At 40.4% G+C, this 12,793-nt stretch carries 13 protein-coding genes; 10 read left to right on the forward strand and 3 right to left on the reverse strand.

Annotated elements, in window-relative coordinates:
* Both JCM9157_RS00005 and JCM9157_RS00010 read right to left on the reverse strand, forming a co-directional pair.
* Nucleotides 1–1,080 (reverse strand): muramidase family protein (locus JCM9157_RS00005; protein ID WP_148296781.1); only part of this gene is annotated, 1,080 nt, incomplete at its 3' end.
* A 156-nt stretch (nt 1,081–1,236) separates the two neighbouring features.
* The gene (locus tag JCM9157_RS00010) at nt 1,237–1,638 is read right to left on the reverse strand and encodes a secondary thiamine-phosphate synthase enzyme YjbQ (protein WP_035661233.1); all 402 of its coding nucleotides are present in this window, start codon (nt 1,636–1,638) and stop codon (nt 1,237–1,239) included.
* 155 nt (nt 1,639–1,793) lie between these two features.
* Between JCM9157_RS00010 and JCM9157_RS00015 the strand changes: the two genes are divergently transcribed.
* The gene (locus JCM9157_RS00015) at nt 1,794–3,410 is read left to right on the forward strand and encodes a sensor domain-containing diguanylate cyclase (protein ID WP_035660753.1); all 1,617 of its coding nucleotides are present in this window, start codon (nt 1,794–1,796) and stop codon (nt 3,408–3,410) included.
* Nucleotides 3,411–3,794: 384 nt separating this feature from the next.
* Here JCM9157_RS00015 and JCM9157_RS00020 read toward each other — a convergent pair whose 3' ends face one another.
* The gene (locus tag JCM9157_RS00020) at nt 3,795–4,439 is read right to left on the reverse strand and encodes a YigZ family protein (RefSeq protein WP_035660757.1); all 645 of its coding nucleotides are present in this window, start codon (nt 4,437–4,439) and stop codon (nt 3,795–3,797) included.
* Nucleotides 4,440–4,665: 226 nt separating this feature from the next.
* Between JCM9157_RS00020 and JCM9157_RS00025 the strand changes: the two genes are divergently transcribed.
* The 9 genes from JCM9157_RS00025 (at nt 4,666) to flgK (ending at nt 12,787) form a co-directional block, all read left to right on the forward strand.
* The gene (locus JCM9157_RS00025) at nt 4,666–5,799 is read left to right on the forward strand and encodes a sensor histidine kinase (RefSeq protein WP_035660760.1); all 1,134 of its coding nucleotides are present in this window, start codon (nt 4,666–4,668) and stop codon (nt 5,797–5,799) included.
* Between the two features lie 58 nt (nt 5,800–5,857).
* Nucleotides 5,858–6,559 (forward strand): response regulator, encoded by a 702-nt coding sequence (locus JCM9157_RS00030; protein ID WP_035661234.1) that lies wholly within the window; start codon nt 5,858–5,860, stop codon nt 6,557–6,559.
* A 139-nt stretch (nt 6,560–6,698) separates the two neighbouring features.
* Nucleotides 6,699–7,556: a DegV family protein gene (locus JCM9157_RS00035; protein ID WP_035660763.1), complete on the forward strand. Its 858-nt coding sequence runs from the start codon at nt 6,699–6,701 to the stop codon at nt 7,554–7,556.
* 67 nt (nt 7,557–7,623) lie between these two features.
* Nucleotides 7,624–8,940, forward strand: a complete 1,317-nt coding sequence (locus JCM9157_RS00040; protein ID WP_235714758.1) for an ATP-dependent helicase ComFA — start codon at nt 7,624–7,626, stop codon at nt 8,938–8,940.
* Complete coding sequence (locus JCM9157_RS00045; RefSeq protein WP_035660766.1) at nt 8,937–9,635, forward strand: ComF family protein; 699 nt, start codon at nt 8,937–8,939, stop codon at nt 9,633–9,635. Before JCM9157_RS00040 ends, JCM9157_RS00045 begins: the two co-directional genes overlap by 4 nt.
* Nucleotides 9,636–9,712: 77 nt before the next feature.
* Nucleotides 9,713–10,153 (forward strand): TIGR03826 family flagellar region protein, encoded by a 441-nt coding sequence (locus JCM9157_RS00050; RefSeq protein WP_035660769.1) that lies wholly within the window; start codon nt 9,713–9,715, stop codon nt 10,151–10,153.
* Between the two features lie 103 nt (nt 10,154–10,256).
* A complete protein-coding gene (flgM, locus tag JCM9157_RS00055; protein ID WP_035660772.1) occupies nt 10,257–10,517 on the forward strand; it encodes a flagellar biosynthesis anti-sigma factor FlgM in 261 nt (86 codons plus the stop codon).
* A 27-nt stretch (nt 10,518–10,544) separates the two neighbouring features.
* The gene (locus JCM9157_RS00060; protein WP_035660775.1) at nt 10,545–11,039 is read left to right on the forward strand and encodes a flagellar protein FlgN; all 495 of its coding nucleotides are present in this window, start codon (nt 10,545–10,547) and stop codon (nt 11,037–11,039) included.
* Between the two features lie 50 nt (nt 11,040–11,089).
* Entirely contained in the window at nt 11,090–12,787 is a 1,698-nt protein-coding gene (gene flgK, locus JCM9157_RS00065; RefSeq protein ID WP_035660779.1) for a flagellar hook-associated protein FlgK, read from the forward strand.
* Nucleotides 12,788–12,793 lie beyond the last annotated feature (6 nt).

A 12,793-nucleotide genomic window follows, 5' to 3' on the forward strand; every position in this document is an offset into this window, starting at 1 on the left:
AGAACGCAAATTGTTTACGGAACGAAGGTCATTAACTGATACTCCGAACCGAGAAGCAATAACGGAAATGCTGTCTCCGGAAACGACGGTGTACGATTGAGTCCGCTGCTCAGTACTTGTAGAAGGGGAGCTTGTCGCACCAGGAATGGTGAGCACCTGCCCGATTTGCAAAACGTCGGAACGCAAATTGTTTACGGAGCGAAGGTCATTAACTGATACTCCGAATCGAGAAGCGATAACGGAAAGGCTGTCTCCGGAAACGACGGTATAGGAATCAGTTTTCGCAGTAGTCGTTGAGTGTGGAATCACGAGCCGTTGCCCAATTTTAAGAGTATCATTGGTTAGGCCATTCGCTGTTCTAAGCGCAGCAACAGTTGTATTGAATCGAGCCGCGATGACTGAGAGACTGTCTCCAGACACAACCGTATAAAACTCGTTAATCGGCTGAATTTTAAAACTAGGTTCACTACTAGAGAGTGGGGCTGACGGTTGTGTAGTTGCCGCAACAGTGAAAATGGGAATAACCAATGTTTGTCCAATTCTTACGGTGTCACTCGTTAATCCATTGGCTTCACGAATCGCAGAGACTGTTGTGTTGTAATTCCTTGCTAAGACAGAGAGGGAATCTCCCGTAACAACCGTGTGGAAAGCTCTTGGGATAATAAGTCGTTGATTCGGTTGTAACACATCCGATGTTAACTTATTTGCTAGTCTTATGGAATCTATGGAAATATTAAAAGCTCTAGAAATAGTCCATAGGGTATCACCAGCACTCACCTGATAATAAATGCTCTGAGACTGAGCTGTTTGTACGGAATCAGACTGTGCAGATGCAGTGCTTGAATGGATAGACATCGACGTTAAAAGAAGTCCGCCGAACACGACGTTGATTGCCGTAATTTTGATGGAAGGATAATTTTCTCTAATTATTTTCTGTGCTAGAAAAATGAATTTATTGGACTCAGGTGGTGTACCTAACTCGTTGGCAAATTCAAAATCTATATCATTTATATGAACTTCTAGCGCAAATTCACCAGTTGCTTGATTGATTTCTTTTAATGAATGTTTTAAGATTTCCATCAAAAACTCCCCTTTTTACAGAAAACTCATTTTCCGAGTTATAACTTCACTTTTAAGTAGAATTAACTCCAAAGCCATATTTTATGTAAAAAGAAATGACCTTTTTAACTGCAGAAAGGGGAAATGTAAAGTATTAGGATTCAGTTATACGGTCGTTTATACTTGTACTGCTTTCACAAGAAACTTTCGGTTGCGTGGACCATCGAATTCACAAAAATAAATGCCTTGCCATGTGCCGAGTGCAAGTCGACCGTTTGTAATAATGATCGTTTGTGCATGTCCAACTTGACTAGTTTTTAAATGAGCAGCCGTATTGCCCTCCATATGAAGATCTTTTTGGTGTTCCCATGGATAAAGTTCATCTAGCCTTCTTAGAAAGTCGGTTTTCACATCTGGATCCGCATTTTCATTAACTGTGATGCCAGCTGTTGTATGTAGAGAGGAAACAATCACAAATCCTTCCTCAATTTGTTGCTCAGATATCCAAGTTTGAATGTCTCTTGTCACATCAATCATTTGATCGCGCGTCTTTGTTTTTACATGAAAGGTTTTCAGCATAGGTCTCATAACTTCCCTTCTCTTTGTTATACGTTCACTTTAGCATGTTTTTTCTTAGAAATTAATGGATCAGAAAAAAACTACTTTTATCGACAAAAAACGACATTATTCTGCTAGAATAATAGAAGGTATTTTTCTAGGGAAGTGGTTTATTCATGTCGATTGCATTACGAACGTATTTTATTTTGATTTTTACCGTCTTTATTATCCTTTTTACAGCTGTAATCGGGTTCATAATAAGCAAAGAGTCAGGTAAAAGTGTTGAACAACAAATAAGTGAATCGTTAACAGAAAAAGCTTTTCAAATGGCAGAACGCTTAGATCAATTTATGTGGTCGAGGTACGGAGAGGTCACAGTCTTAAGTCACTTAAAAGCCTTTGAACAAACTGATAATACAGAAGAAATTGGAAAAATTTTAAACGAACTAAAAGCCAACTTCCCTTCGTTCTCCTGGATTGGCTACACGAATGCAGAGGGAGTTGTTAAAGCTTCTACCGATCAGGTTTTGCTCGGAGCTGATATTTCGCACCGCCCAGTGTTTACAGAAGCACAAACAGAACCCTTTATAGGTGATGTTCACGAAGCTGTTTTGCTAGCTGAATTATTACCTAATCCATCAGGAGAGCCGTTGAAGTTTGTTGATATTAGTTCACCGATTTTTACTGATGATCATGAGTTTGTAGGGGTTCTTGCTGCACATTTAAGTTTTGAGTGGGCAGATGAAGTGAAGAGAAGTGTGATTCAGCCTCTTAAAGAGCAAGGAGAAAATTTAGATGTTTTTATTATTAGCAAACAGGATAACACCGTTCTTTTAGGACCTAGTGATATGATTGGGCAGGCGCTACATTTACAAGCGATAGAGCTTGCTCAGCAAGGGCGTAATGACTGGACCGTTGAAAAATGGCCAGACGGAAAAAGTTATTTAACAGGCTATGCCTTTGCAGAAGGTTTCCTAAACTATCCGGGCTTAGATTGGACGATCTTAGTTCGGCAGCCTCAAGACGTTGCTTTTCTAAGTGTAACGCAATTAAGAAATAAAATTGTATTAGTAGGAGCTCTTCTGGCGGTAGCTTTTGCAGTGATTTCTTGGTATGTTGCCGGACTGGTTTCTAATCCACTAAGAGAGTTAGTGGCAACTGCCCAACAATTACGGAACGGCGAGAAGGTTGAAATCTATGTAAAAAAAGGAATAAAAGATATTGAGACTTTATCGACTGCGTATAGAGATTTAATTGCAACTTTAACAAGAACAAAATCAGATTTAGGAAAAATGGAAACGATCGCTCAAATAGATAAATTGACCGAGCTCCCGAATCGTCTTGCGCTTGACAACTATATGGATGCATTGCATCAGTCCGACCGCGCCATCAATCATGCCATTCTTTATTTAGATCTTGATGGATTCAAAGCAGTCAATGATCAATATGGACATCATCATGGTGATTTGCTATTGAAGGAAGTGGCGGAGCGTTTAAAGCGCAGCCTTAGGAATGATGAAATGATCTGTAGGTTAGGTGGAGATGAATTTGTCATTATCCTCAAATTAACGGAAGAGGATTGCAATGATAGCATTCAGTTAATCGGTGACCGGGTTATTCAATCACTGAATCAACCAATTACGTTTGAAGGAACAACGGTAAAGATTGGTTGTAGCATTGGTGCTGCCTTATGGCCATCTGATGATGCTGATGGTTACCAAGTGTTACGTTATGCAGATAAGGCGTTGTATAAGTCGAAAGAGAATGGCAAAAATCAATTAACGTTTTATTAGATGAGATCTGAGAACGCACAGTTCATGTGAACTGTGCGTTTATTTTTGTCGTGAGAAGGGACGGGTTGGGTTGGATCATAAAGTGCGGAGTTCGGATCAGAAATAGGCGATGTTGGATCATAAATCAGTAATGTCGGATCATAAATCCTCCAAACTGGATCATAAATAGCTCGTTATTAACTAGGAAAATAGAATAAGAGCCTGTGAGTCCGCTAAGATTTCGCAGTGGACACACAAGCCCTTATTGCTCAGATTGGCTAGCCATTTCCGCTCAAAACCACCGAATAAGGAACCTCCTGGCCGCTCCGCTCACGAACCAGCCCCATTCCACTTCAATAAGAGCCTGCGTGTCCGCTGAGATTTCCCCAAAAACACTTAACCCTCTTATCTCGCTTCAATATCAACCTCCAAATACACCTGATCCCCTTGCCTTAACTTCGCTTGACCATTGGTAATGTTCGTCATCCACTCCACAAATGTTTCTACTTGTTCCACTTCTACATAAGTTTGAACATCAACCTGCTCTAAATACTCAATCCCTTTTAATTGATAAGTAGATTCTCTTAATGCGTGTTCGACTTTGCCAAGCCAGTGGTAATCGACTTCCGTATGAACAACCTGCATCAACACACGTTGAACGACACCGACCGCATTCAACCCTTCGCTCACGGCACTTCCATATGCGCGGATTAATCCACCTGCACCTAGTTTAATGCCTCCGAAGTAACGGGTGACGACAACGACAGTGTCTTTCAATCCTCTTTTTTTCAGCACTTCTAGCATCGGGACTCCAGCTGTTCCGCTAGGTTCACCGTCGTCATTCGCTTTTTGAATTTCGTCTCTTTCGCCGATTAAGTAGGCGGAACAATTGTGATTGGCATTCCAGTGTTCTTTTTTTATTTTTTCAATGAAGGCTTGAGCAGCTTCTTCTGTTTCAACTCTAGCACAAAACGCGATAAATCGTGATTTTTGCACGATCATTTCATGCTCTCCGGTTCCTTTAACGGTTTGATAACTTGCAAGAGCCATTTCAGATTTCCCCTTTGTTTTTTCATAGTTTTACAAATGTAAGACATGTATATGTAATAAAGCTATGTTAGGATAGATTTGTCACTCGAAACTATTTTCAAGAAAATCAATGGAAATAAAAGATTTTCAAGGCTATTTGTTGAATAATGTTGTAAAATAAGAATAACGAAAATCAATTTACTTAGCAAATAGATCGTTTCATCTTCGAAAGAGGCTGGTGACAAGTTTGGCAGATGCAAATTTCTTGGACAAGATTATTGACCAAACATTAGAAACGGTGGATGAAAGCCGTGAGCAAATTTTTGAAATTGGCGAGCAATCAAGACTTGAACTTGAAGCATTAGAAAAAGAATTAGTTGAGGTTCGTATGAAAGTCGCGTCCGTCATTGAAAAGGCTGATCGAACTCAAATGCATGCGAAATTCGCTAGGAGTCGGTTAGTGGAAGTGAGTAAGGCATTTGATAGTTTCTCAAATGAGGAAGTGCGCAATGCATACGAGCAAGCAAACGATTACCAAATTCAATTAGCAGTCTTGAAACAAGAAGAGTTACAGTTACGTGAAAAACGTGATCAAATAGAAAGAAGACTAGTAAACTTGAAAGATACCGTTTTACGAGCCGAGCAATTAGCTGGGCAGATGTCGGTTGTTTATAATTTTCTATCAAGTGATTTAAAATTGGTCACTGATGTTATTGAAGATGCAAAAGAGAAACAAGCTTTTGGGCTTCAAATTATTGAGGCGCAAGAAGATGAGCGTAAGCGTTTATCGAGAGAAATTCATGACGGGCCAGCACAAATGCTAGCGAATGTTATGCTAAGGTCTGAGCTAATTGAACGAATTTATCATGAAAAAGGGATAGACGATGCGTTAGGTGAAATACGGTCCTTACGAAAAATGGTAAAATCTTCACTTGCAGAAGTAAGAAGAATTATTTATGATTTACGACCGATGGCGCTTGATGATCTTGGCTTAATCCCAACTCTAGCAAAATATTTAAAGACGTTTGAAGAACATAATCAAATTTCAGTAGGGTTTCACCATTTTGGGAGAGACACAAGGCTTCCGCAACAATTCGAAATCGCTCTCTTCCGACTTGTGCAAGAGGCGGTACAAAATGCCTATAAACATGCAGAACCTAAGCAAATTCAAGTGAAAATTGAAATAAAACCAACAAAGGTTATAATGATAATAAAAGATGATGGTAAAGGCTTTGAGCCAACAGAGAAAAAGGAAGGCTCGTTCGGCTTGATTGGAATGAAAGAAAGAGTCAACATGCTTAAAGGCGAGATGAACATCCAATCAAAACTGAACGAAGGAACAATTGTCGCAATTGGCATTCCATTAAACTCTAACAACTAATCTAATCTATTTATCTAGTAAAAGTAAATTTAACCGTTTTAACGGAGAGGTGAAAATGATGAGTGAAAACAACCAAATCAAAATCGTCATCATTGATGACCATCAATTATTTCGTGAAGGTGTCAAACGAATTCTAGCAATGGAGTCAGAGTTCGATGTGGTAGCTGATGGGAATGATGGTTCGCAAGCGATGGAGCTAGTTCAACTATATCGTCCCGATGTTATTTTGATGGACATTAACATGCCACAAATGAACGGGGTAGAAGCTACAAAAGAATTAGTGAAAGCTTTTCCGAATATAAAAGTTCTTATTTTATCCATCCATGATGATGAAACCTATGTAACGCACGTATTAAAAACGGGGGCTTCTGGCTACCTATTAAAAGAAATGGATGCAGATGCCCTAATCGAAGCGGTGAAAGTGGTTGCTTCTGGTGGTGCTTATATTCATCCAAAAGTGACACATAACCTCATTAATGAATATCGCCGTTTAGCGAAAGAAGATGATCTTCATGAAGAGTCAATTGGTTACCGTGAAGTCGAATACCGCAAGCCTCTTCATATTCTGACGCGTCGCGAATGCGAAGTTCTTCAATTAATGACAGATGGACAAAGTAACCGTGCGATCGGTGAAACGTTGTACATTAGTGAAAAAACCGTTAAGAATCACGTAAGTAATATTTTACAAAAAATGAATGTTAATGACCGAACACAAGCGGTTGTTGAAGCAATCAAAAAAGGCTTTGTTGTAGTAAGATAAGGAAAAGAGAGAAATGGCTTAGGCCACACTTCTCTCTTTTTTTCCTAGATTAGGAAATATCCCTACTTGAAAGCCTGTAGCATTCAAGGTACAGTAGATAATAGAGATCAAGACAATAGAAAAAAGCGAGGAGCTATTCATGAATAGAAAAGTTGCAATCGTTACGGATAGTACCGCCTACATAAGTGAAAGTGTTCGAAACCAACATTCAATTAAGATGGTTCCTTTGAATGTGATCTTTGGTGAGACTTCTTACCAAGAAGAGCTAGATATCACGACAGATGAATTTTATGAAAAAATGAAATCAGCTGACGAGCTTCCCAAAACATCGCAACCAGCGATTGGTCAATTTGTGACGTTATTTGAGCAATTGGCAGACGAAGGGTACGAGCAAGTTGTGACAATCCACCTTTCAATGAAAATTAGTGGAACATTTCAGTCGGCAATCAGTGCGGGTGAAATGGTCGATCGCATTGACGTTTTCGGTTTTGATACGGAAATCAGCTGTGCGCCGCAAGCCTACTATGTGCTTGAAGCAGCCAAGCTAGCTGAGGCTGGTGCTGACGCAAAAGAAATTATTGAGAAGCTAACGTACATGAAAAAAACGTCAAGAGCGTATTTCATGGTCGATGACTTGAACCATTTACATCGTGGGGGCCGTCTATCAGGTGCACAACTAGTTGTTGGGAACTTACTAAAAATTAAACCAATTCTTCATTTTGAAGAAGGAAGCATCGTGCCTTTTGAAAAAGTAAGAACAGAGAAAAAAGCACTTGCTCGCATTGTTGATCTGCTTGCTGAGGATGTCTCAAAAGGTGGAAGCTTTTATGCGACTGTCATTCACGCGCATCGCTTAGACGGAGCGGAAGCGTTAGCGGCGACGATTCAAGAGCGTTTCCCTGATGTTAAAGTCGACATTAGCTTTTTCGGACCGGTAATCGGGACGCATTTAGGCGCTGGTAGCTTAGGTTTATCTTGGCAAAAACAATATACATAACCATCTTAGAGTATGACGAAACACGATGTCATACTCTTTTTACCCCATAAAAAAAGAGGTGCTTTTATTGAATCTTCACACCTTCCTCTCAGGCAGACGCCTGCTTCGCTCTGAAATTCCCTTTCTCTTCGAAGAACTTAACCAACCTTTCATCCAAACAGAACGAGCCATTTCATTTAACAAAGGAAAACCGCAATGCCTTCGCTGCGGCAATCAAGATCGCTCACTTTTTGGAGAACACTTATGCACAAAGTGTCAACAGATGTGCGTATATTGTCGCCATTGCATTCAGCTTAGAAAAGTGAGTAGCTGTGAAAAATTATATACCTGGACTGGACCAGAAATAGTCTTTCCTCAAAGGGAAAACAGCCTTCAGTGGCAAGGACAGCTTTCAACGGGTCAAGCAAAAGCATCTGCAGCGGTTGTGCAAGCGATTGAACAAAACGAGGAAATCTTAGTTTGGGCAGTGTGTGGAGCTGGAAAAACAGAAGTGCTCTTCCGCGGTTTAGAACAAGCTTTTTCACAAGGAAAGCGCGTGTTGTTATCCACACCCCGCACGGATGTCGTCCAAGAGTTATCCCCGAGACTACGCCGTAGTTTTCCACATACACACATATCCACCTTGTATGGAGGCAGTAAAGACCGTGAACCAGGCGCGCAATTAGTGTTATCCACAACTCATCAAGCGATGCGGTTTTACCGAGCGTTTGATGTTGTGATCATTGACGAGGTCGATGCCTTTCCTTTTTCCTATGATCAAAGCTTGCAATGGGCTGTATCCCAAGCGAAAAAGCTAGAGTCAGCGATGATTTACCTTAGTGCAACCCCTTCCCGAAAGCTAGTTACTACTCCGAACCTCCAAGTTATTAAAATCCCAAAACGATTTCATGGTCATCCACTACCTCAACCGCGCTTCGAGTGGTGTGGCAACTGGCCGAAACAACTTTCTAAAAACAAACTCCCGCCTGCCCTTCATCACTGGATTCAGGCTCATCCTGGAAAACCACTTTTACTTTTTGTTCCTTCTCTTTCTGTGTTAAAAACGGTGTCATCTCTCCTAACCATTCCGCATCACGCCGTTCATTCACAAGAGCCAAACCGTCACTCGTATGTCGAAGCCTTCCGAAATGGAAAAGTTTCATTGCTTGTTACGACAACGATTTTAGAAAGAGGTGTTACATTCGCTAACGTTCAAGTTGCCGTACTTGGCGCAGAAAATCAGATTTTTACAGAAGCTGCTCTTGTGCAAATTGCGGGCCGGGTTGGTCGCTCGAGTTTGGCACCAACAGGCGATGTGTTGTTCTTTCATTTTGGCATTACAGTGGAGATGAAAAAAGCCAGAAGTCATATTCAATTAATGAATCAAGAAGGAGAGAGGTTATGAACCGTTGCCTACATTGTCATGAGCTGTTTTTTGAACCAGTTGGTTGGAGGAAAATATTACTGTTAGATGAACCAGCTCTTTTGTGCCAAGTGTGTGAAGATGAACTCATTTTAATCAGTGGACAAAGATGCAAGGGGTGTTCGCGCTCATTAGACAAGTTACCGGAAAAGCTGAGGAAGGACGATCAATGCCTCGACTGCTGGCGCTGGCAACAAAAGCCAGACACCACTAATCTTCTTGAGAAAAATGTGTCTTTGTATGAGTACAATCCTTTTTTAAAAGACTGGTTAGCGACTTTTAAATACAGAGGAGATGCGGTGATCGCCACTTATTTTTCTCCAAAACTCGAAAAGTTATATCAGAAAAACTTTAAAGGATATGTACCTGTTGCGATTCCACTGAGCCAAGAAAGACTCACAGCAAGAGGGTTTAACCAATCACAGTTGCTCATGAATAATTGGACCGAAGAAAAACTCGTTCTTACACGTCGGTATGGAGAAAAACAAAGTAAAAAATCCCGAAGCGAACGAATCAGACAATTTCAAGAAAATCCATTTGTTGTTGATCAACCTATTAAAGGCTCGATCGTTTTAGTCGATGATATATATACAACGGGAACTACTGTTAGGCAAGTGGCGTTGAAACTTCTAGAAAACGGTGCGAGCCAAGTTGCTTCGTTAACGATCGCGAGGTAATAATTACCTTGCAAAACCAGACTGACAAGTTCGACAAATTTCGTATATAATTACGTCAAAGAGGAGGGGGAGACTCAGTGAAAGATGTAGCAAATTGCCCGAAGTGCGGGAAAATATTTGTGAAGGCATTACGATCCATCTGTCAGCCTTGCTTTAAAGAGCAAGAAGAGCATTACGACACCGTGTCTACTTTTATGAGAAAAAAACAAAATCGCATGGCTTCTATGAGGGAGTTACATGAGAAAACAGGTGTCGATCTTTCGTTGATCCATCAATTCGTACGCGAAGGACGCCTGCAAATTAAAATGTTTCCAAACTTAGGCTATCCTTGTGAATCTTGTGGGGAGATTATTAAAGAGGGCCGTTTATGTGGTGGGTGTACTGAGAACATAACGAGTGGACTTGAGAAAGTTGAAAAAGAGAAAGCATTTGAATCAAGAAAAGATGTCGAGCGTCGCGCTGAGAGAAGTCAAGTAACGGCGTATCACTCATTAAATGATCGATTTACAAAAAAATAGTTAACAATATAAGAAAACGTGCCGATACTATAAGTAGTTAAATCGGGACGTTTTTTATGTTGTTATACATAAAAACCATTATAATAAAGATGAGGTGAAAAACATGAAAATTAATCCATATCAGTCTGTTCAACAAAATCCATATCGAAAACAGATTGAAAAAACAGAGCAAACAGCAAGCGTTCAAGCAAAAAGAGATAAGTTAGAAATCTCTTCTGAAGCGTTGACTATGCAGCAAGGAACAAGAATTGAAAAAGAACGACTAGAGAAAGTCGAATCGTTAAAAAGTAAAATTGAAGCTGGTGAGTACCACGTAGACTCTAAAGCAATCGCTAATAAATTTTACGAGTTTTGGAATCAGTAAAAATCAGTTTGTCTGGAGGAGTAGCATATGTCTATCAAAGCCATTACGCAAATGGTTGAACGTTTAATTGATATTCACGAACAGTTAATCGACTTGGCAGCAAAGAAAACAGAATTGATTAAACAAAACAACATGAAAGCTCTCGAGCTCCTTGTTCGCGAAGAATCAAAACTGGCGCACAAACTCCAGACAACTGAATTGTTACGTTCTAAAACGGTGAAAACCTTCTTGCTCGAACAGGGCGAGGCAAAAGAAAACGTAACGATCTCAGATGTAAAAGCATTCGCAACTGAGGAAGAAAAACAAATACTCGATCAACACCAAGATCAATTGATCAAACATGTGGTAGAACTTAAAACCTTGAATCAATTGAATCAAGAGCTGATCGAAGAATCGTTACGATTTGTGAACCTTTCCCTAGATTTAATGCTTCCGCATAAGGAAGATGTCAGTTATAACCCGTTAGACCACGAAGACCGGCCGTTTGAGCATGGTCGCTCGTTATTTGATTCAAAAGCTTAAGACAGACATATAAAAGCCAATGCTTACTAGATGAAACGGAGGAACAACTGGTGTTATCAACTTTTCATGCATTAGAAACAGCAAGACGCGCGATGATGACGCAACAATACGCGCTTCATACAACAGGACATAACATTGCCAATGCCAATACAGAAGGATATACAAGACAACGAGTGAATTTCGTCCAAACAGAATCCTATCCAGCTGTCGGGAAAAATAGCCCGAGTGTTCCAGGAAACCTTGGAACAGGGGTAAAAGCAGGTTCAATTCAACGTGTTCGTGAAAGCTTTTTAGATGTTCAGTATCGCAATGAAACAAATAAAGTTGGCTACTGGGAAACACGTCAAGCGGCTTTAACGAAAATGGAAGATGTCTTAAATGAACCTTCTGAGCAAGGACTGAACAGACAAATTGATATGTTCTGGACATCGCTACAAGATTTAACGGTTGATCCTGAGGATGCAGGGGCACGTTCGGTTGTTCGCCAACGTTCAATGGCCGTAGCGGAAACATTTAATTTTTTACACGATAACTTATCAGCGATTCGAAATGATTATAAAAATGAGATCGAAGTAACGCAAAGAGAAGTGAACGCGATCTTGAACCAGCTTGATTCGGTTAATGATCAAATTCGTAAAATTGAGCCACATGGTTATTTAACAAATGACTTGTACGATGAGCAAGATCGTTTACTCGACCAATTATCGCAAATTGTGAACATTCAAGTTGATCGCGTCAGAAGTGGTGGACAAGCGAATCCAGCTGCTGAAGGTGCGGTAACGGTGACACTTATTGATGATCAAGGTAGACCACTTCTACAAGCAGATGGACAACCTTTTAAACTAGTAGATGGCACAGGTGCTGAAGCGAGAAAACAAATGAATATTACATTTGACCCAGCAAACTTTGTGAGTGGATTTGCGTTTTCTGACCAAAATGGCGTTCAACATACAGTTGGCTTAGACTCGATCCCACGTGGGGAAATGAAAGCCTTAATTGAAACATATGGATACGGAACAAACCTTAACAATGTAACAGGGATTTACCCTGATATGATTAACGAGCTCAATAACATGGCTGAAGTTTTCGCAACTGAAGTCAACAACATTCACTCAATTGGGTTCACATTAGCCGATCAAAACGGCAATGTTCAACGCGGTGGAAATTTATTTGATTTAACAGCGACCCAACCAGGTGTTGGCGCAGCTAAAGCAATCAAACTAGATGCAGACATTGTAAGAAGTTTAAACAACATTGCCGCATCTGGTGTGAATACAAATGGAATTGTTGCAGCTCAGCAGCAAAACTATCAATCTCTTTTAAATGCGCCTCGTGATGCAGCTTATTACGATAACATCCGTGCGTTTTTAAACAACGGTGCGAACTTTACCGGCGGTTCGCCGACAGCTTTTGCTGGTGATGGAACAAATGCGAAACGGTTAGCAGATATTAAAGATACAACTTTAACATTTAACAACGACTCAGGTACGATCGGTACTTATTATCAAGGGGTTATTGGTGATATGGCGGTTTCCACTCAAGAAGCGACAAGAATGCTTCACAGTTCTGCTTCGCTTCAAGACAGTGTCGACTACCGCAGAAAATCAGTTAGTAATGTCTCGCTTGATGAAGAAATGACAATGATGATTCAATACCAACATGCCTACAATGCAGCAGCGCGAAATATAACAATGGTTGATGAAATGCTTGACCGTATCATAAACGGTATGGGCGTCGTCGGCAGATAAGGATAG

It is taken from the genome of Halalkalibacter akibai JCM 9157 (assembly GCF_000513135.1).
GTDB classification, from domain to species: domain Bacteria; phylum Bacillota; class Bacilli; order Bacillales; family Bacillaceae_D; genus Halalkalibacter; species Halalkalibacter akibai.

Bases quoted from the DNA above. Each gene is read 5' to 3' on its own strand.
- JCM9157_RS00010 (WP_035661233.1), bottom strand. From the start codon at position 1,638: ATGCTGAAAACCTTTCATGTAAAAACAAAGACGCGCGATCAAATGATT.
- JCM9157_RS00015 (WP_035660753.1), top strand. From the start codon at position 1,794: ATGTCGATTGCATTACGAACGTATTTTATTTTGATTTTTACCGTCTTT.
- JCM9157_RS00020 (WP_035660757.1), bottom strand. From the start codon at position 4,439: ATGGCTCTTGCAAGTTATCAAACCGTTAAAGGAACCGGAGAGCATGAA.
- JCM9157_RS00030 (WP_035661234.1), top strand. From the start codon at position 5,858: ATGAGTGAAAACAACCAAATCAAAATCGTCATCATTGATGACCATCAA.
- JCM9157_RS00035 (WP_035660763.1), top strand. From the start codon at position 6,699: ATGAATAGAAAAGTTGCAATCGTTACGGATAGTACCGCCTACATAAGT.
- JCM9157_RS00045 (WP_035660766.1), top strand. From the start codon at position 8,937: ATGAACCGTTGCCTACATTGTCATGAGCTGTTTTTTGAACCAGTTGGT.
- flgM (WP_035660772.1), top strand. From the start codon at position 10,257: ATGAAAATTAATCCATATCAGTCTGTTCAACAAAATCCATATCGAAAA.
- JCM9157_RS00060 (WP_035660775.1), top strand. From the start codon at position 10,545: ATGTCTATCAAAGCCATTACGCAAATGGTTGAACGTTTAATTGATATT.